Source organism: Streptomyces odontotermitis (genome assembly GCF_050510915.1).
Taxonomy (GTDB): Bacteria; Actinomycetota; Actinomycetes; order Streptomycetales; family Streptomycetaceae; genus Streptomyces.
The window spans coordinates 228,793-246,234 of sequence record NZ_JBNJLS010000001.1; the positions used below are offsets into that span (position 1 = coordinate 228,793).

18 protein-coding genes are annotated in these 17,442 nt (G+C 73.4%); 5 read left to right on the forward strand and 13 right to left on the reverse strand.

Annotated features, from left to right (window positions below; translation table 11 throughout):
• Positions 1–131: 131 nt before the first annotated feature.
• The 3 genes from ACQB60_RS01110 to ACQB60_RS01120 form a co-directional block, all read right to left on the reverse strand.
• Positions 132–959, reverse strand: a complete 828-nt coding sequence (locus ACQB60_RS01110; protein WP_496923885.1) for an SAM-dependent methyltransferase — start codon at positions 957–959, stop codon at positions 132–134.
• Positions 937–1,152 (reverse strand): DUF397 domain-containing protein, encoded by a 216-nt coding sequence (locus tag ACQB60_RS01115; RefSeq protein WP_384843788.1) that lies wholly within the window; start codon positions 1,150–1,152, stop codon positions 937–939. Before ACQB60_RS01115 ends, ACQB60_RS01110 begins: the two co-directional genes overlap by 23 nt.
• Before the next feature lie 99 nt (positions 1,153–1,251).
• The gene (locus ACQB60_RS01120) at positions 1,252–2,112 is read right to left on the reverse strand and encodes a Sco1979 family transcriptional regulator (RefSeq protein ID WP_496923886.1); all 861 of its coding nucleotides are present in this window, start codon (positions 2,110–2,112) and stop codon (positions 1,252–1,254) included.
• Positions 2,113–2,313: 201 nt separating this feature from the next.
• Here ACQB60_RS01120 and ACQB60_RS01125 point away from each other — a divergent pair, with 201 nt between their 5' ends.
• Both ACQB60_RS01125 and ACQB60_RS01130 read left to right on the forward strand, forming a co-directional pair.
• Positions 2,314–2,754: an ATP-binding protein gene (locus tag ACQB60_RS01125; RefSeq protein ID WP_496923887.1), complete on the forward strand. Its 441-nt coding sequence runs from the start codon at positions 2,314–2,316 to the stop codon at positions 2,752–2,754.
• Between the two features lie 103 nt (positions 2,755–2,857).
• Positions 2,858–3,268 (forward strand): hypothetical protein, encoded by a 411-nt coding sequence (locus tag ACQB60_RS01130; RefSeq protein WP_496923888.1) that lies wholly within the window; start codon positions 2,858–2,860, stop codon positions 3,266–3,268.
• A 154-nt stretch (positions 3,269–3,422) separates the two neighbouring features.
• Here ACQB60_RS01130 and ACQB60_RS01135 read toward each other — a convergent pair whose 3' ends face one another.
• Positions 3,423–4,490 carry an alpha-ketoacid dehydrogenase subunit beta gene (locus ACQB60_RS01135; protein WP_496923889.1) on the reverse strand — a complete coding sequence of 356 codons (1,068 nt, stop codon included), beginning with the start codon at positions 4,488–4,490 and terminating at the stop codon, positions 3,423–3,425.
• A 15-nt stretch (positions 4,491–4,505) separates the two neighbouring features.
• Entirely contained in the window at positions 4,506–5,438 is a 933-nt protein-coding gene (locus ACQB60_RS01140; protein WP_496924745.1) for a thiamine pyrophosphate-dependent dehydrogenase E1 component subunit alpha, read from the reverse strand.
• A gap of 297 nt (positions 5,439–5,735) precedes the next feature.
• On the opposite strand from ACQB60_RS01140, the gene ACQB60_RS01145 reads away from it, so the two are divergent.
• Positions 5,736–7,829 carry an ABC transporter ATP-binding protein gene (locus tag ACQB60_RS01145; protein ID WP_496923890.1) on the forward strand — a complete coding sequence of 698 codons (2,094 nt, stop codon included), beginning with the start codon at positions 5,736–5,738 and terminating at the stop codon, positions 7,827–7,829.
• Here ACQB60_RS01145 and ACQB60_RS01150 read toward each other — a convergent pair.
• The 4 genes from ACQB60_RS01150 to ACQB60_RS01165 all read right to left on the reverse strand — a co-directional run bounded on the left by ACQB60_RS01150 (position 7,774) and on the right by ACQB60_RS01165 (position 11,608).
• Entirely contained in the window at positions 7,774–7,956 is a 183-nt protein-coding gene (locus tag ACQB60_RS01150; protein ID WP_384843576.1) for a DUF8839 family protein, read from the reverse strand. The two genes, ACQB60_RS01145 and ACQB60_RS01150, sit on opposite strands and share 56 nt — an antisense overlap.
• Positions 7,957–8,074: 118 nt before the next feature.
• Positions 8,075–8,758, reverse strand: a complete 684-nt coding sequence (locus tag ACQB60_RS01155; RefSeq protein ID WP_496923891.1) for a DUF899 domain-containing protein — start codon at positions 8,756–8,758, stop codon at positions 8,075–8,077.
• Positions 8,759–8,885: 127 nt separating this feature from the next.
• Complete coding sequence (locus tag ACQB60_RS01160) at positions 8,886–10,094, reverse strand: cytochrome P450 family protein (RefSeq protein ID WP_496923892.1); 1,209 nt, start codon at positions 10,092–10,094, stop codon at positions 8,886–8,888.
• Positions 10,095–10,162: 68 nt separating this feature from the next.
• Positions 10,163–11,608, reverse strand: coding sequence for an amidohydrolase (locus ACQB60_RS01165; RefSeq protein ID WP_496923893.1), 1,446 nt, complete (start codon positions 11,606–11,608; stop codon positions 10,163–10,165).
• A 107-nt stretch (positions 11,609–11,715) separates the two neighbouring features.
• Here ACQB60_RS01165 and ACQB60_RS01170 point away from each other — a divergent pair, with 107 nt between their 5' ends.
• Positions 11,716–12,678 carry an endonuclease/exonuclease/phosphatase family protein gene (locus ACQB60_RS01170; protein ID WP_496923894.1) on the forward strand — a complete coding sequence of 321 codons (963 nt, stop codon included), beginning with the start codon at positions 11,716–11,718 and terminating at the stop codon, positions 12,676–12,678.
• A 42-nt stretch (positions 12,679–12,720) separates the two neighbouring features.
• Here ACQB60_RS01170 and ACQB60_RS01175 read toward each other — a convergent pair whose 3' ends face one another.
• Complete coding sequence (locus ACQB60_RS01175; RefSeq protein WP_496923895.1) at positions 12,721–13,776, reverse strand: phosphatidylinositol-specific phospholipase C domain-containing protein; 1,056 nt, start codon at positions 13,774–13,776, stop codon at positions 12,721–12,723.
• Between the two features lie 260 nt (positions 13,777–14,036).
• Between ACQB60_RS01175 and ACQB60_RS01180 the strand changes: the two genes are divergently transcribed.
• On the forward strand, positions 14,037–14,498 hold the full coding sequence (locus ACQB60_RS01180; RefSeq protein WP_496923896.1) for a DUF3574 domain-containing protein: 462 nt from the start codon (positions 14,037–14,039) through the stop codon (positions 14,496–14,498).
• Between the two features lie 24 nt (positions 14,499–14,522).
• Here the strand turns inward: ACQB60_RS01180 and ACQB60_RS01185 are convergent, their stop codons facing one another.
• Genes ACQB60_RS01185 through ACQB60_RS01195 form a run of 3 tightly spaced genes read right to left on the reverse strand, consistent with a single transcriptional unit; the run spans position 14,523 to position 17,399 of the window.
• Positions 14,523–15,353, reverse strand: coding sequence for a nucleotidyltransferase domain-containing protein (locus ACQB60_RS01185; protein ID WP_496923897.1), 831 nt, complete (start codon positions 15,351–15,353; stop codon positions 14,523–14,525).
• Between the two features lie 10 nt (positions 15,354–15,363).
• Complete coding sequence (locus tag ACQB60_RS01190; protein ID WP_496923898.1) at positions 15,364–15,807, reverse strand: hypothetical protein; 444 nt, start codon at positions 15,805–15,807, stop codon at positions 15,364–15,366.
• Between the two features lie 50 nt (positions 15,808–15,857).
• Positions 15,858–17,399 carry an SWIM zinc finger family protein gene (locus ACQB60_RS01195; RefSeq protein WP_496923899.1) on the reverse strand — a complete coding sequence of 514 codons (1,542 nt, stop codon included), beginning with the start codon at positions 17,397–17,399 and terminating at the stop codon, positions 15,858–15,860.
• Between the last annotated feature and the right edge of the window lie 43 nt (positions 17,400–17,442).

Sequence of the window (17,442 nt, forward strand, 5' to 3'; positions counted from 1 at the left end):
CGGTGTGGTCGGGCAGTTGGGGCTCGCGGTGGACGCGCGCGGGTGCGTGGAGCGCGACGCGGACTTCGCCACCGCGGCGCCCGGGGTGTTCGTGGCCGGGGACGCGGGGCAGGGCCAGCGCCCCCGGAGGGTCACCCCTTGCGGGCAAGACCCCCATACCCCGGCGTCGGCCCGAGCCCCGAGTCGGGCTCGATCTCGCCCAGTTCGGGGTGCCAGGTGTCGAGCACCGCGACGCCCGGGTCCACCAGCTCGTACGGGGCGAAGAACCGCTCGACCTCCGCGTGCGAGCGCAGCGCCAGGGTCAGGCCGCGGGCCCGGTACAGCTCGGCCGCCTGCCGTGCCGTCTCGGGGGTGAAGTCGCCCGTCCCGTGGGAGAGGAGCAGGTAGCTCCCGGGCGGGAGCTCCCCCATGAGCCGCTCCACGAGTTCGTACGCGCCGTCCTCGTCCGCGATGAAGTGCAGCAGCGCGACCAGGGAGAGGGCGACGGGTCGGCTGAAGTCCAGTGTCTTGCGGGCCACTTGGAGGATCGCGGCCGGTTCGCGGACGTCGCCCTGGATGTACTCCGTGGCCCCTTCGGGCGTGGAGCGGAGCAGGGCCTCCGCGTGGGCGAGGACGATGGGGTCGTTGTCGCAGTAGACGACGCGCGCGTCCGGGGCGATCGTCTGCGCCACCTGGTGGAGGTTGGGCTCGGTGGGGATGCCGGTGCCGATGTCGAGGAACTGGCGCACGCCGTTCCTGGTGAGCCAGCGCGTGGCGCGGTGCATGAACGCGCGGTTGGCGCGCGCCGTGACCGTGACCCGCGGGTCCATGGCGGTGAGTTGGCGGCCCACCTCCTCGTCGACGGGGTAGTTGTCCTTGCCGCCGAGGAACCAGTCGTACATCCGCGCGGGGTGCGGCTTGCTGGTGTCCACGTACGGAGAGCTCTCCGAGGAGCCCTCAGGAGAGAAGGAAGTCGGCATCGCCTGCTTTCGCCCCCTGTATGAACGCGTCGATCTCGCCGTGGGTGTAGATGAGCGCCGGGCCGTCCGGGTCGGAGGACTGGCGCACCGCGATCCGGCCGTCGGCCAGCTTCATGGCCTCCAGACAGTTGCCTCCGTTGCCGCCGCTCCAGGGCTTGTGCCAGCCCTCGGAGCCCAGTTCGCGTGCGGGCATGCCGTTGTAGATGCGGGGCCCGCCGGGCCTGGGTTCGGGCGGCCGGGGGCTGCCCGGCGGCCGGGCACCGGGGCGTGAGCCGGCGCGGTGTCGGTCCATTCACAGCTCCTTGCGGACATCCCGGAGGATCTCCTTTGTGCGTTGTGCCGTCGCGGCCTGGGCCGCCATGCGGTCCATGACCTCGAGATGTGTGGCCACCTCCGTGCGCGCGTCCAGATAGACGGCACCGGTCAGGTACTCGCTGTAGACCATGTCCGGGAGCTCCGGCATGGCGAAGCGGAAGAGCACGAAGGGGCCGAACGTGCCGGGGTGCGGGCCGCTGGCGAACGGCACCACCTGCAGGGTGACGTGCGGCATTTCGGTGGCCTCGAGGAGGCGGTCGATCTGTCCGCGCATCACCTCGGGACCGCCGACGGGTCTGCGCAGCACCGTTTCGTCCATCACGACCCACAGGCGCGGGGCGTCCTCGCGGGTGAGCAGCGACTGGCGCTCCATGCGCAGCGCCACATAGCGCTCGATGTCGTCGGGCCTGGTCTGGCCGATGGCGCCGGAGCGCATCACGCCGCGGGCGTAGTCCTCGGTCTGCAGCAGGCCGGGCGCGAAGTGCGGCTCGTACGACCTGATGAGGCCGGCCGCGCCCTCCAGGCTGACGTACATGCTGAACCAGCTCGGCAGGATGTCGTGGAACCGCTGCCACCAGCCGGGCTTGTTGGCCTCCTCGGCGAGCTGAACGAAGGAGTCGGCCTCGTCCTCGGGGATCCCGTACGCCTTCAACAGGGCCTGGAGGTAAGGGATCTTGAGCGCGACCTCGGCGGTCTCCATGCGGCGGACGGTGGCCGGGGCGACCCGCAGAATGCGCGCGGCCTCCTCGCGCTTGAGGCCCGCGCGCTCGCGCAGATCCTGCAGCTGTCGGCCTAGGACGACCTGGCCGACAGTCGGCGCGGAGCGCGGTTCGCTCACGTCGTCCTACCTCCACCCAACTCTCTACTCGCGCCGCAGTGTGAGGCGTTGGCAGAAGTGTGCCATGGCCATCGGCCGAGGAACACGCCACTGTGCACATTTCAGAGTGACCCTTGCCAAGGTGTTCACGCCGGGGCGATAGTGGAGAGCGTGACTCCGCCCGCGCCGTTAGGAACCGAAGCCATCGAAGCCCGTCCCGGCATGGCCGCCGACGCATGGGCCGGGGGCGGTGCCGAGCTGTGCGTCAGCTTCGCGCTCGACCCTCGTCCGGGCTCCGCGTCCGTGGCCAGGCACATGACGCGGGAACGGCTTGGCGGGTGGTCCACGGACGAGGACGCCTGTGAGGCGGCGGCCCTCGTCGTATCCGAACTGGTCACCAACGCGATCGTGCACACGGCGAGTCGACGCATCATCTGCGAGCTCTGTACGGAGCCGGGGAAGCTGCGGATAGCGGTGCGCGACGAAGGCCGCGGTCGAGGAGTTCCGCGGCCCGCCCGGCGGGGACCCGACGAGGAGCACGGGAGGGGATTGCTACTCGTCGAGGCGGTGAGCAGCGCGTGGGGGGTACGGGAGTCCGCTCCCGGACTCACGGTGTGGGCGGAGTTGCCTCTTCGCGGCGGGGTCGTCACATCAGGAGGGTGAACGACGGACGCCGGCAGAACGACCGGGACGACGCGGGTGACCGACCCGTGAGCGCGACGACTATGCGGGCGGGGGACTTGTGAGCGCGGTGACAGTGCGACCGTTGGAGCTGGACACGCTGGTGCGGGTCGCGCGGGAGCGCGGTTGCGGTACCGCCACCCCGGGGCGGCTCGCCGTCCCGGCGGGCATGGAGCAGCCGCTGGGCTGTGACGCGGTGGCGGTGCCCAAGGCGTACGGGCCGGAGCTGATGGCGCGTCTGCCCCGGGTGGGCTGCGTGTACGTGGACGGCACCCACTGGTGGTGGATCGTCCCCGCCGACTCGGACGTGGCTCTGGAGTGGCCGCCCGGCGTGCACTACGCCGCGGGCGCCGTCCTGCCCGACCCGCGCACCGCCCCCGTACTCCTGCACCAGCCGGACGAGTCGGTGCCCTACACCCCGCCGCTCCCCCTGTACGTGGCGCTGTGCCGGGCGATGGGGACGACGCCGGGGTGGTCGCAGCCGGTGCGGGCGTGAGCACGCTCCCTCGACCGGCGCGGCCTCGCGTGCTGCGCGCCTCGCGTGCTGCGCGCCTCCCGTGTAACAGAGACCAACTCCCCGTCACACGCGCCCCGTTGACCTCATGATCGGGGGCGACGCCCTCCCGCAGGCGCCGCCCCACGTCTAGCTTCTACCCATTGCGGCCCGCCTTCCAGCCCATGGCGGCCACAACTGCGGCCGCGACCCGTTCCGCGTCGGGCACGTAGAGGTCTTCGAGGACCGGGCTGAAGGGCACCGGCGTGTGCGGTGCCGTCACCGTGCCGACGGGGGCGCGCAGGGCGTCGAACGCCTCGCGGGCGACGAGGGCCGCGATGTCCGCCGCCATGCCGCAGCGCGGACCGGCCTCGTCGACCACCACCAACCGCCCCGTGCGCGCCACGGACCGAAGGATCGCCGTCTCGTCGAGGGGGCTCGTGGTGCGCGGGTCGAGCACCTCGCACTCCACCCCCGCCGAGTCCGCGAGCCGCTCCGCCGCCGCAAGCGCGACCGGGACCATCCCGCCGAGGGCGACCACCGTCGCGTCGTCGCCCGCGCGCACCACCCGCGCCTGCCCGAAGCCGATGGTGTAGCTCTCCTCGGGGACCTCGCCGACCGTGTCGTAGAGCGCCTTGTGCTCGCAGAAGATCACCGGGTCGTCGTCCCTGATCGCCTGGGTGAGCAGGCCCTTCGCGTCGTACGGGGACGAGGGCAGCGCCACCTTCAGGCCCGGCACCGCGGTGAACACGGCGTGCAGCGACTGGGAGTGCTGGGCTGCGGCGCGCAGGCCCGCCCCGTACATGGTGCGGACCACCACGGGCGTGACGGCCCGGCCGCCGAACATGTAGCGGAACTTCGCCGCCTGGTTGACGATCTGGTCGAGGCAGACGCCGAGGAAGTCCATGAACATCAGCTCCACGACGGGCCGCAGGCCGCGCGTGGCCGCCCCCACCGCCGCGCCGATGAACGCGGACTCCGAGATGGGCGTGTCCCACACCCGTCCGGGGAAGCGGGGCTGGAGCCCCTTGGTGACGCCGAGGATGCCGCCCCAGGCGTCGCTCGCGCCGGGTGCGCCCGCCCCGCCCGCGTTGTCCTCGCCGATGACGAGGACCGCGGGGTCGCGCTCCATCTCCTGGGCGAGGGCCTCGTTCAGCGCTTCGCGGTAGGTGAGGGTGCGTGGCTGTGCCTGTGTGGTCGTGGCCGTGTTCGTGTGCGTGGTCACCGTCGAGTTCCTCCTCTACCGGTACGCGATGTAGACGTCGGTCTCCAGATCGGCGGCCGTCGGCGGGGGTGCTGCCACGGCCTCGCTGACGGCGTCGTCGACGAGCCGGGCGGCCTCGGCGTCGATCGAGTCGAGCTGTTCCAGGGTGAGTTCGCCGGTGGCGGTGACCCGGTGCCGGAAGCGGGTCAGGCAGTCCCGCCCGGACCGGGCGCGCGCCACCTCCTCCGGGGCGCGGTAGGTCTGCGCGTCGCCCTCGAAGTGCCCGTAGTAGCGCTCGAGGCGGACCTCGACGAGGGTGGGTCCGCCGCCCGACCTGGCCCGCGCCACGGCCTGGCCCGCCGCCTCGTACACGGCGAAGAAGTCGGAGCCGTCGACGGACTCCCCGGCGATCCCGAAGGCCGCCGCGCGCGCCGCGATGGACCCTCCGCCCACCGACCAGCCGGCCGCCGTGGTCTCCGCGTAGCCGTTGTTCTCGGCCACGAAGACGGCGGGCAGCCGCCACACCGAGGCGAGGTTGAGGGATTCGAGGGTGGTGCCCTGATTGCTGCCGCCGTCGCCGAAGAAGGCGACGCCCACGCCGCCGTCCCCGCGCACCTTCGCGGCGAGCGCGGCACCGCAGATCAGCGGGGGCCCGCCGCCGACGATGCCGTTGGCCCCGAGCATGCCCCGGCCGAGGTCGGCGATGTGCATGGAGCCGCCCTTGCCGTGGCAGAGCCCGGACTTCCGGCCGTAGATCTCGGCCATCATCGCTTTCACGTCGACGCCCTTGGCGATGCAGTGGCCGTGGCCGCGGTGGGTGGAGGCGAGGACGTCCCGCGCGTCGTCGAGGTGCGCGCACACCCCGGCGGCGGACGCCTCCTGGCCCGCGTACAGGTGCACGAACCCGGGGATCTCCCCGGCGGCGAACTCCTCGTGCAGCCGCTCCTCGAAGGTGCGGACGGTGCGCATCGTGCGGTAGGCGGAGAGCAGCGCGGCTACGTCAGGACGCGGTAATCGGGCGGCGCCGGTTGTCCGAAGTACATCGGTCACGGGATAACTCCTTTGCCGGTGCGGGTAGGGAGTTGCGTCCATGGGTGTGCCATGCGGGCGGGAGGCCGGGCAAGGGTTGCCCGGGGTTGCACGGCTCATGTCACCGCGAGCGCCCCGGGCGTGCTCCGGGTACGCCGTGGCGGAGTGGGCGCGCGCCCTGCCCCCGCCCGGCGGCCACCGCGATAGTGGCCGTCCACTTCGGCGAGCGGAGGTTTGATGGACAAAGCCCAGGACACCACCCCCGACCAGCAAGGGAGCACCATCAACACACCACCCCCACCCGGGACTTCCCGCAACACACCACCCCCACCCGGGACTTCGGAGTCCGAACAGCTGCTCTTCGGCGGACCGCTGCGCTACGACACCGGCTGGGCGCAGCACGAGGAGGCGTTCCTGCAGCTGGGTCTGCGCTCGATGCTGCGCCGGCTGCCCGCCCTGCTCGGCGCGAGCTTCCGGCTCGCCTGGCGGGCCGACCGGCAGGCCGCCCGCATCGTCCTCGGCGCCGAGGTGGCCCGCGGACTCGCCCAGGCGGTGAGCCTGCTCGCGGTCAACAGCGTCCTGGCCCGCCTGATGACGAACGTGCCGATTGCCGACCGGCTGCGGGGCGCGGCGCCCGCCCTCATCACGATGGCCTCGGTGCTGCTCGCCTCGGCGCTGCTGCGCGCCGCGTCGACGTATGCGACGGGCCGGCTGGAGCCGAAGGTCGAACGGGTCGCCACCGAGCAGTACTTGGAGCGCGCCGCGGCCGTGGAGCTCTCCGCCATCGAGGACGAGGCGTTCCACAAGCTCCTGGACACCGCGCAATACGGGGCAGCCTCGGCCCGCCGCATGATCGCCATCGCGACGCGCGTGGTGAACGCGGCGATCTCGCTGATCGCGGCGGCCAGTGTGCTCACCGTCCTGCACCCGGTCCTGTTACCGCTCCTGGTGACGATGACGCTGCCGAGCGCGTGGAGCGCCCTGACCATCGCCCGGCGCCGCTACCGCTCCTTCCACGCGTGGATCCAGCACGCCCGCGCGGGCCGCCTGATCAGCGGCCTGCTCACGGAGGCGGCCGCGGCACCGGAGATCCGGGTGCACGGCGTGGGCCCGTTCCTGCTGCGGCACTTCCGGTCGATGTCGGAGGCGGCGGAGACGGAGCAGGCCCGGCTCGCCCGGCTCGCGGCCCGCACCGGTCTGATCGCGGCGGCCTGGACGGGACTTGCGACCGCCGCGACCTACGCCACGCTCGGGCTGCTGCTCCTCGCCGGGGCGATGGCCCTGTCCGTGGCGGGCACCGCCGTCCTCGCGATCCGCAGCGGCTCCGCGAACCTCGACACCCTCGTCCTGGAGATCAACTCCCTGCACGAGGACGCCCTGTTCGTCGGCGATCTGGACCGGCTGTACGTGGAGGCGGCGCGCCGCGCCATCCCGGAGGGCGGCACCGAACTGCCCGAGCGGCCACGGGAGATCCGCTTCGAGCACGTGACGTTCCGCTACCCGGGCAGCAAGAGCCGCAGGGACGCGCTGAGCGACGTGTCGCTGAGCCTGCCCACCGGGAAGATCATCGCGCTCGTCGGGGAGAACGGCTCGGGCAAGACGACGCTGGTGAAGCTGCTCGCCGGGCTCTACGCCCCGCAGCGGGGCCGGATCCTGTGGGACGGCGTGGACGCGGCGGACGCGGACCGCCACCGGCTCGCCGAGCGCATCGCGATGGTGGCGCAGGACTTCAAGCGGTGGCCGTTCACGGCGCGCGTGAACATCGCGATCGGCCGCTCCGACGCGGCACGCACGGAGGACCGTCTGGGCGCCGCCGTGACCGAGGCGGGCGCGGGAGACGTCGTCGCGGACCTGCCGCGCGGCCTGGACACGCTGCTGGCCCGCGCCTTCACCGGCGGCCACGAACTCTCCGGCGGCCAGTGGCAGCGCCTCGGCATCGCACGGGCCGCCTACCGGCGCGGCAGCATCCTCATCGTGGACGAGCCGACGGCGGCCCTGGACGCCCGTGCCGAGCTCGAAGTCTTCGAGAAGATACGGGCGTTGGCGGGCACCGGGCAGACCGTCATCCTCATCACGCACCGCCTCGCGTCCGTGCGGCACGCGGACCTCGTGCACGTCCTCGAAGGGGGCCGCGTGGTGGAGTCCGGCACCCCGGACGAGCTGCTCGCCACGGGCGGGGTGTACGCGGAGCTTTACGGGCTCCAGGCGGAGCAGTTCACGAAGCCGGTGCAGACGCCCGCCACGGTAGCCGCCAAGGCGCCCGCCACGGATACCACTACGCCGCCACGGCCTCCTCGGGCTCCCGCACGATCACCAGGAAGGCGTCCGTAGCCAGGTCCATCACCACTTCGGCGTCCCGCCCGGCGCAGCGCAGCTCGTGCGCGCACTCCTCCGCGGGCCACGAACCGCGCGGCCCACCCGCGGGAAACCGCTGCACCACCACTCGCTCGTTCATCATCACGTTGTCCCTGTCCCCCGTGTCGCTCGGTTCTCTCGTACGAGAACCGTTCTACCGATGAGAACGCACCGAGCCGTCACGAGGGCTCTCAACGTGACCAAACCGACACGGAGTTGGGTCAGTCCTCGTACTCGTCGTGGTACCGCACCCGGGGGCTGCCGGCCGGGGCGCCGAGGGCCGAGGCGCGGCCCGCCGGCAGCTCCCACTCCTCCTGCCGCCCGAGCGCCGTGAGGTCGAGCAGGCTGGTGGTGGAGCCGAGTCCGTCCAGGCCACGGGCGAACGTCGAGTACGTGTGGAAGACGCGGTCGCCGTCCCGCAGGAAGCAGCTGATCGCGGGCACGTCGTGGGGCTCCTCGCGGGACGAGGCGCCGAAGTCGTAGTTGAAGTCGCCGCCGTCGGTCGAGAACCACGGCACCGTCCAGCCCATGCGGGACTTGAAGTGCAGGAGCTTGGTGTACGGGGCGCGGGAGACGGCCACGAAGTTCGTGCCCCGGGCCCGCAGGTGCGCGAGGTGGCCGATCTGGTCGAGGAAGCCGGAACAGCTGGTGCAGCCCGCGTCCCACTCGGGGGCGAACATGAAGTGGTAGACGACGAGTTGGTCCCGGCCGTCGAAGAGGTCGAGCAGCGTGGCCTTGCCGTCGGATCCGTCGAAGTAGTACTCCTTGCCGACCTCGACCATCGGCAGCCCGCGCCGCTCGGCGTTGAGCGCGTCGCGGGCACGGGTGGCGGCCTTCTCCTTGGCGAGCAGCTCGGCCCGCGCGACCTGCCACTCCGCGCGCGAGACGATGCGGGGAAGTCCCATGGTGTGTCTCCTGAACCCTTCGGGGGCGTACTCCTTCGAAGGGGTGGACCGGTGGGCTTCCCCGAACTCATCGCTCGCGGCGGAGGAATTCCAAGAATTTTCCCGAGGGCTGCGAACTCCCGGCTCCTCAGAAGACCACGGGCAGAGCGGTCAGCCCGCGCGACCGGATCGAGGGCCGCCGGGTCAGCTCGTCCGGCTTCGCGTCGAGGGCGAGGTCCGGGAACCGTTCGAGGAGCGCGCCGAGGGCGATCTGTGTCTCCAGGCGGGCGAGCGGTGCGCCGAGGCAGTGGTGGACACCGCGCCCGAGGGTGAGGTGACCGCCCGCGTCCCGGCCGAGGTCGAGCCGGTCGGGGTCCGCGAAGCGGTGCGGGTCGCGGTTGGCCCCGGCGATCGAGAGCAGGACGGTCTCGCCCGCGGGCACGGTGACCCCGGCGATACGCACGTCCTCGACGGGGAAGCGGCGGATGGCGAGCGGCACGGGGCCGTCGTAGCGCTGCAACTCCTCGACGGCCGCGGGGAGCCGGGACGGGTCCGCGCGCAGCACGGCGAGCTGTTCGGGGTGGGTGAGCAGGGCGAGGACCGCGTTGCCGATGAGCTGGACCGTGTTCTCGTAACCGGCGAAGAGGATGAGGAAGGCGAGCGACATCAGCTCGTCCTCGGTGAGCCGGTCGCCGTCCTCGTCGCGCACGGCGATCAGGTCGGAGAGCAGGTCGTCGGCGGGGTGGGCGCGCTTGTCGGCGAGCAGCCGCGTGAAGAAGCCGAGGATGGCGCCGAGCGACTCCTTCGCGCGGGCCCCGGCGTCCGGCCGCGCCGGGTCGGGGGCGATCACCGCGTCCCACCAGTCCCGGAAGTCGCGCCGGTCCGCCTCGGGCACGCCGAGGAGGTCGCAGATGACGATGATCGGCAGCGGGGCGGCGTACGCGGCGATCAGGTCGGCGCGGCCGAGGGGCGCCATCGCGTCGAGGAGGGCGTCGGCGGTGCGCCGCACGGGGGTGCGCAGCTGCTCGACGCGGCGGCGGGTGAAGGCGCGGGCGACCAGGGACCGGATGCGGGTGTGGTCGGGCGGGTCCATGTTGAGGAGGTTCGCGTCGAGGGCGGGCGGCAGCGCGAGGCCCCGGTAACTCCCGGGCAGCGCATGCTTCTTGTCGATCGAGAGCAGCGGGTTCACGAGCCCCTCGCGCACGTCCTCGTACCGGGTGACCAGCCAGGCGGGCCGTCCGTCCGTCCCGGTGACGCGCGTGACGGGGGCCGTGTCGCGCAGCCGGGCCACGGTGCCGTACAGGTCGCGGAGGAGGCCGTCGGCGGGGTCTTCGGGGGCGGGGTGCGGGGTGGTCATGTTCCCCACCCTAGGTCGCGCCCTCGGCGCCCCGGGCCGCGGCCCTCGGCACCCCCGGGCCGCGCCCCTCAGCCCTCGTACTGCTGGATCCGCCGCCCGTGCCCCCGCTCCACCAGCGCGGGCAGCCGCTCCTCCAACTCCCCCACGGTCTGCGGCACATCGACGGTCAGCAGCTCCCCGTCCCGCATCAGGATCCGCCCGTCGACGATCGTGGTGCGCACGTCGGCGGAGCGGGCGCTGTGCACGAGGGTCGCGGCGAGGTCGTGCACGGGACGGGTGTGCGGTCCGGTGAGGTCGACGAGAATGATGTCGGCGCGGCGCCCGGCCGCGAGGGAGCCGATGTGCTCGCCGAGACCGACGGCGCGGGCGCTCTGCAGCGTTGCGTGGTGCAGGGCTTGACGGGACGTCAGCCAGGCGGGGTCGCGTTCGGCGTGCTTCTGGGTGAGCGCGGTGAGGGCCATGGACTCCCAGACGTCGAGGGAGTTGTTGGAGGCCGCGCCGTCCGTGGCGAGCCCGACGGGGACGCCGATCCGGGCGAGGGCGCGCACCGGGGTCGGGTCCCAGCCGAAGCGCAGGTAGGTGCGGGGCGCCGAGGCCACGGCGACGCGTCCGGCGGCGCGGGCGAGCACGGGCAGGTCGCGCTCCAGGATGCCGGTGCCGTGGGCGATGAGCAGGTCGATGCCGGTACTGGTACCGGTGCCGGAGCCGGTCTCGCTGTCGGTGCCGCCGTCGCCGTCGAGCAGTCCCGCGCGGGCGAGGACCTCGATGGGGGTGAGGCCGTGCCGGGCCAGGCTCTGCTCGGTCTGGGCGCGGTCCTCGGCGGCGTGCAGATGGACCGGCAGGCCGTGTTCGCGGGCGAGCAGGGCGGTGGCCGCGAGGTCGGCGTCGTCCACCGTGTACGGGGCGTGCGGCGCCAGACACGTCGTGACGCGCCCGTCGGCGTCCCCGCGCCTGCGCAGCGCGAAGTCCAGCGAGGCGGCGCGCCCCTCGGGCCCCTGCGAGGAGAAGAACGCCTGCCCGAGCAGCGCCCGCATCCCGCTCTCGGCCACCACGTCGGCGACGGCGTCCATCGCGAAGTAGTGGTCGGCGAAGCACGTGACGCCGCCCCGGATCAGCTCGGCGCAGGCGAGCCGCGCGCCGAGCGTCACGTCGCGCTCGGTGAGGTTCGACTCGACGGGCCAGATCAGCTCGTTGAACCACGTGTCGATCGGCACGTCCTCGGCGAGGCCGCGCAGGGCCACCATCGGGCTGTGCGTATGGCAGTTGACGAGTCCGGGGAGGGCGACAAGGCCGCGGCCGTCGAGGTGCTCGACGGCGGCCGGAGTGCCTGGCACATCCCGGCTCCCGGCGGCAGGCGGCGCGTCGCCCCCGGCCGTCACCGATGCGATCACCCCGTCCCGTACGACGACGGTGGCGTCCTCGACGAAGTCGACGCGCTCCTCGGCGTCGTGCACGAGGGCCGTGCAGCCCGTGATGACGAGGTCGGCGGGGCCGGGTGCGGGATGCGGCGTCATGCGCTCACGGTACTGGGACTACGCATCCGCGCCGCCCGGCTGGGCGGCGGGCGCGTTCGCGAGCACTCTGGCGGTGCGGCGGTCAACTACCGGACAGGGGACCCGACATGCTCATCGGCACCTGGAACCTGGAGAACCTCTACCGGCCCGGCGGCGCGTTCGGGCCCAAGGACAAGGTCGCGTACGAGCGGAAGCTGGCCTCGCTCGCGGCGATGCTGCGCGCCCTCGACCCGGTGCTCCTGGGGGTGCAGGAGGTCGGGGAGCCGGCGGCCCTCGACGACCTCCTGGGCCTCCTCGACGGCACCTGGCACGCCACGCTCTCCCAGCACCCGGACGCCCGGGGCATCCGCGTCGGCTTCCTCAGCCGCACCCCGCTCGCCGTCCTCGCCGACGAGCCCGCCTTCCCCGCTCCCCTGCGCCCGGTCCAGACGGACGACTCCACGACCGACGTGGCGCGGCTCAGCAGGGGCGCGCTCTCGGTGAGCCTGCTGACGCGGGCCATCGCCCTGGACGCGACCGTCTGCCACCTCAAGTCGAAGCTGCTGTCCTATCCGGGCGGCCGGTTCCAGCCGCACGACGAGGGCGAGCGGGCCAGGTTCGGCGCGTACGCGCTGTTCCGCAGGGCGGCCGAGGCGACGGCGGTGCGCGGCCTCGCCGACCGGATGCTGCACGGCGACGGCCGCGAGCACTCCTGCGTGGTCCTCGGCGACCTCAACGACGAGGCGGCCGCCGCGACCACGCAGATCCTGCTCGGCCCGCCCGGCTCGGAGCTCGGCACCCCCGGCTTCGACCACCCCGACAAGGGCGACCTGGCCCGGCTGTGGAACGTGGCCGAGCTGATCCCGCCGGGCCGCCGCTTCTCCCGGGTGTACTCCGGGCGCCGCGAGCTGATCGACCATGTCCTGGTCAGCAAGCGGCTGTTGGGGCAGGTGACGGAGGCGGGCACGGGCGCCCCGGACGCGCCGCTCGCCCCCGAGCTGCCGTCGGTGACCGACGACCCGCAGGAGCGGCGGAACGCCCCAGCGTCGGACCACGCGCCCGTGTGGATCAAGGTCAGGACCCCGGTCTGAGCCCGCACCGGACACGGCTCGGGTCGGGCACGGGCCGACTCCTCAGCCGCGCGGCAGGACGGAACCGAGCACCCCGGGCAGCGGATACCAGTCGGCCGACACGACGCTGGCGTTGGCACGCGCGAGCAGCGCGACGCGCTCGCGCGCCTGGGCCTCGGTCGGGTGGACGCCGTCGATGGCCGGGGGCACCTTCTGGGCGTCGGTCATCACGAGGAGGTAGCGCCGGTCGAGGTACCAGCGGGTGTCGATGGTGCCGTTCGCGTACGTGGCGGCGTCGCCGTCGAAGACGACGAACCAGGGCCGGATCGACGCGTCCTCGTACCGCGTACGGGGATCGCCCGCCGCCGCGCCGAGCACCGCGGGGAACGCGGCGGCGTCCCCGATCCGCCCCGCGCCCGCGAGGTCGCGCAGATGCGTGGCGTACTCGCGGTCGGTCCACAGCTTGTCGGCGGGGTTGCCCTGCTCGACGGTGCCCGGGATGAGGTCGAAGACGAACTTCCCCGCGAGCGCGCTCCGCGAGGGCCAGCCGTCCGCGCGCACGGCCTCGTCGAGGGTGGCGTGCCGCCCCGCGGTGAGGTCGGCGGGCCGGTACAGGGCGTCCCCGAGCTTGCTCCGCAGCAGCGCGTCCAGCTCGGCGGGCCCGCGCCCGTTCCTGGCCTGGAACCCGTCCTTCATCTCGACCTTCACCAGGATCGGCCGGTGCCCGGGGTGGGCGTCGTGCCACGCCCGCAGGTCCGCGAGGCAGCCGTCGAGCCGCTGGTCGCGGGGCTTGGTGCGCAGCTCGCCGGGGCCGGCGGCGTTCTCGCAGTTGTTGTCGTTCCCGATCGGGTTGCTGTGCGAGACGCGCCAGCCGCCACCGAACACATTGGTCCACACGTCGAGTTCGAGCATCCCGGCGCCGGAGTCGAGGGCGTCGGCGAGGTAGGGGTACTTGGCCTTCTCGTAGGCGTTGTGCATGCCGACGGCGGTGGTGGCGGAGTAGGCGTCGTCGGCGGCACGGGTGGGGGCCGGGGCGGCTTGCGCCGGTCCGGGCAGGAGCGCGGCGCCCGCCGCCGCGAGGGCGACGAGAACCGCTCCCGTACGTGTACGTGTGGTCATGCGCACCGTGCGTCTCCTCCGCCTCACGGAATGATTCAAGTCCCGTGCAACGTACGGGAGTCGGGTGACGCGGGGGAAGACGACGGCTTACCACCGGGGGGAAGGAATCCGGTCGTGGTCGGGCGATCACGGATGCGGGGCGCCCGGCCTCCTCTACCGTGTGCGCTCGCACCGCACCGGCGCGTCACCACCCCGAACCACTCCGAACCACTCCGAACCGCCCGGACCGACCCGGACCACCCCGGAAAGGGAATCGCCTCATGGCCCTCACCCTCACGCTCACCGGCCCCCGCATCGCCGCCCTCGCCACGACCGCGGTCCTGGCGATCGGAACCCCGACGGCGTACGCCGCGCTGGACTCCGACTCCGGTCCGGTGACGGCGAAGCGGGGCGCGCCCTACGTGGAGACCCGGCTCTTCTTCGGCACGGAACGCCCCGACGGCGGCCCCGCGGTGACGGACAAGCAGTTCATGTCGTTCGTCAACGAGGAGGTCACGCCGAGCTTCCCCGACGGGCTGACCGTGCAGAACGGCCGCGGCCAGTGGCGGGACTCCAACGGAAAGATCGAGCGCGAGCGTTCGTACGAGCTGATCCTGATGTACCCGACGACCGAGGCAGCCAAGAGGGACCCCCAGATCGAGACGATCCGCAAGGAGTACCGGCGGATGTACGCGCAGGACTCGGTGGCGAGGTCGGACGACCGGACGCGGGTGGACTTCTGACCTGCCGGTCCTTGCCGGAGCTCCTTACCGGCCCCCTTGGACCGCCGCCTCGAACAGGGCCCGCGCCTCGTCGACGGCGGCGGTCAGCTCCTCCGCCCCCGGGTCGTCCCCCATCCCCGCGAGGACGGCGTCGACCCCCCGCAGCCCGGCCCGCCCCAGCAGCCGCTTCTCGTTGGTGACCCACTCCCCGCGCGCGGCGAGCACCGCGTGGGCGCTCTGCAGGGCGGCGACGGCGAGCGCCCCCGAGACCTCGGTGCGCTGCCCGCGCGGGGCGCTGTTGTCGCGCGCGTACTGAAGGGTCAGCCGGGCCTGCCCCCACCACACGCCGGGTGCGGCTTTACGGAGGGCCTCCGGATACCCGTCGACGCGGGGCAGCTCCCCTTCTCCCCGCAGCACGCGGTTGACGGCCATCTCGGCGACGAGGAGATAGCCGGGGATCCCGGCGAGGTGGAACATCAGCGGCTCCCACCGGAACCGCCCCTGCTCCGCCTCCGCCAACTCCCGCTCGACGACGTCGAGATCGCGGTAGTGCACGTCGACGCGGCGCCCGTCGACGACGAGCCAGGCGCCCCCGTTGAAGACTCCCCCGCCCCACGCCCCGAGCTCGGAGACCTCCCCTTCCCACCCGGCGGCTCCTCGCAGGGCCCGCAGATCGGCGGGATCGAAGGGCTCGCCTCCCGTTCCTCGGCCCGCGCCCCGGTAGTAGACGGCGAGGTCCCAGTCGCTGGCGTCGGTGTGGGTCCCCTGGGCACGGGACCCGCCGAGGGTGACGGCGCGGACGCCGGGGAGAGCGGCGAGGCGGTCGGCCACGTGGTCGAGGAAGGCGGTGTCGTCCGCCCAAGTCCTTTTGCTCATACACGCATTGTCACGTGCGCGGCGGCCACCCCTGTTGCACGCTGCCGATGCTGCCCGCCTGGATGACGGGTGCGTGGTTCACCCCACCGCTGATGGTGTTGTTCACCTGCATCGTCCCCTGAGCGGGCTCCGCGGACCCCAACTCGTCCAACAGCGCTCGCAGTTCACGAGCGGCCTCCGGGTCGGCCCGCAGCGTCCGCCGCATCCGGCTGCGCCACTCCGCCAGGACGTCGGCCTGGGCGTCCTCGTCCTCGGCGTCGCGCGCGGCAACCAGATCGTCCCTGGCCTCGTCCAGCTCCCCGGCGACCCCGGCGGCGCCGTCCGCGTCACCGTCACGCCCCCGGGCCAGCACACGGGCCATCCGGTCCCGCACCCGCGTCCAGCCGTCGGTCACCATCTGCTGCACGAGGGCGGTCGCACCGGCGGTGGCCAGGGCGGTCAACTCGGCGTCCACGGCGGCTCCTTCAGCTCGGCTTCGGCTTCGGCTTGGGCTCAGGGGGCGTCTCACTCGCTACCGTATCCCGCCTCGCCCCGCGCGAGCAGTGCATTGAGCACCCGCACCAGGTCTTCCCCGGCCTCCCCCTCCGGCCACCAGTCCTCCACCCCCGCCTCGCCCCGGTACGGATACCAGCGCCCGTCCCGCCCGTAGCGCAGCTGCACCGAACCGGCCTCGTCCGTCAGCCAGTTGTGCCGGACCGCCATGCGGGGCAGGCCCGCCGCGGCGAGGGTGGAGCGGGCGCGGTCGAAGGGTCCTGCGGGCGGGTCCCAGGGCGATTCGAGGGTGGCGAGCCCTTCTTCACCGCCCTGCCTCCAGGCCGCTGCCGCGCGAGTGAGGTCGGCGGGGGTGCGGCCCACCGATCGGGCCAGCTCGGCGAAGGGGCGGCCGAAGCTGCGGCGCCCGGTGAGACCCGGGTGGGAGGCGGCGAGGCGGACCGCGTCGTGCCAGGGGTCGGGGGCGGCGAAGGGGGTGACGCCTGCGGCGAGGTACGCGTGGGCGCGGGCCACCGCGTCCGTGGCGAGGAACTCCAGGGCGGCGGGGGCGGGGCCGCCCGCGACGTCCGGGTAGGCGGGGGCGGTGCCCGGGTGGGCGGGGGGTTCGAGGGGCGGCGGGAGCGGCGGGCGGTAGTCCGTGGCGAAGGCGGCGCGGGCGGGGGTGCCGGGGAGGGTGAGGGTGGTGGGGGCGTCGGAGGTAGGGGCTACGGAGGTGGGGGCGTCGGAGGCAGGGGCTTCGGAGGTGGGCGCTTCGGAGGCCGGGGCTTCGGAGGCCGGGGCTTCGGCGGGAGAGACGTCCGAGGCTGAGGCATCGGAGGGAGGAGCCGGGGACGTTGCCGTCGGCGACGCGGCGGCCGAGGACGATGCCGCCGACGACCCAGTCGTCGAGGACGCGGCGTTCCGGGGTGCGACAGCCGGGGGCGCGGCGGCCGCAGCCTTCGCCTGGTGGACCTCTGCCGCCTCCTTGACCGCGTTGCGCCGCGCCAGTTCGTCCAGGAGGTCCGCCTCCTCGCCACCGCGCAGGAGCAGCAGGACGAAGGGGTCGGCGTCCAGGAGGCGGGCCGTCTGGTAGGCGAGGGCGGCCGCGTGCTTGCAGGGGTGGCCGCGGTCCGGGCAGGTGCAGGCGGGCTCCAACTCCCTTGCCGAAGGGAGGAGTTTGACGTCGGCCTGAGCCGCCGCCCCGTTCAGCGCCTGCGGCATCTCCTTGTCGAGGAGGGCCAGCGTGTGGGCGGGGTTCTCGGTCGCCGCGTCCAGGAGGCGGGTCCAGCCCTCGGGGGTGAGGGTGCGCAGGCGGAGCTCGGCGCGGTAGGGGCGGGGGCGGCTGCCGTGGACGTACGCCACGATGCGGCCGGGCGCGACGGTGATCGTGTCCACCGCGCCCTCGCGCGCATACGTGCGGCCGCGCGCCAGGCGGGCCTGGTCCAGGGCGCTCTCCTCCAGCGCGTCGATCCAGGCGTTGCCCCACCAGGAGGTGGCGAAGGGCGACTTGGGGTCCGCGCGCGGCGGCAGCGGCGGGAACACGCGTCCGCTGCCCATGCGGCTCGTCTCGCTCATGCCGTTGGCCCGGCCGAGGCCACGCGAGTGCGGACCCGCACCT

Excerpts from the sequence above, each read along its gene's own strand:
- ACQB60_RS01110 (WP_496923885.1), bottom strand. The coding sequence starts at position 959 with ATGCCGACTTCCTTCTCTCCTGAGGGCTCCTCGGAGAGCTCTCCGTAC.
- ACQB60_RS01115 (WP_384843788.1), bottom strand. The coding sequence starts at position 1,152 with ATGCCCGCACGCGAACTGGGCTCCGAGGGCTGGCACAAGCCCTGGAGC.
- ACQB60_RS01125 (WP_496923887.1), top strand. The coding sequence starts at position 2,314 with ATGGCCGCCGACGCATGGGCCGGGGGCGGTGCCGAGCTGTGCGTCAGC.
- ACQB60_RS01140 (WP_496924745.1), bottom strand. The coding sequence starts at position 5,438 with ATGCGCACCGTCCGCACCTTCGAGGAGCGGCTGCACGAGGAGTTCGCC.
- ACQB60_RS01145 (WP_496923890.1), top strand. The coding sequence starts at position 5,736 with ATGGACAAAGCCCAGGACACCACCCCCGACCAGCAAGGGAGCACCATC.
- ACQB60_RS01150 (WP_384843576.1), bottom strand. The coding sequence starts at position 7,956 with ATGATGAACGAGCGAGTGGTGGTGCAGCGGTTTCCCGCGGGTGGGCCG.
- ACQB60_RS01155 (WP_496923891.1), bottom strand. The coding sequence starts at position 8,758 with ATGGGACTTCCCCGCATCGTCTCGCGCGCGGAGTGGCAGGTCGCGCGG.
- ACQB60_RS01160 (WP_496923892.1), bottom strand. The coding sequence starts at position 10,094 with ATGACCACCCCGCACCCCGCCCCCGAAGACCCCGCCGACGGCCTCCTC.
- ACQB60_RS01165 (WP_496923893.1), bottom strand. The coding sequence starts at position 11,608 with ATGACGCCGCATCCCGCACCCGGCCCCGCCGACCTCGTCATCACGGGC.
- ACQB60_RS01170 (WP_496923894.1), top strand. The coding sequence starts at position 11,716 with ATGCTCATCGGCACCTGGAACCTGGAGAACCTCTACCGGCCCGGCGGC.
- ACQB60_RS01175 (WP_496923895.1), bottom strand. The coding sequence starts at position 13,776 with ATGACCACACGTACACGTACGGGAGCGGTTCTCGTCGCCCTCGCGGCG.
- ACQB60_RS01180 (WP_496923896.1), top strand. The coding sequence starts at position 14,037 with ATGGCCCTCACCCTCACGCTCACCGGCCCCCGCATCGCCGCCCTCGCC.
- ACQB60_RS01185 (WP_496923897.1), bottom strand. The coding sequence starts at position 15,353 with ATGAGCAAAAGGACTTGGGCGGACGACACCGCCTTCCTCGACCACGTG.
- ACQB60_RS01195 (WP_496923899.1), bottom strand. The coding sequence starts at position 17,399 with ATGAGCGAGACGAGCCGCATGGGCAGCGGACGCGTGTTCCCGCCGCTG.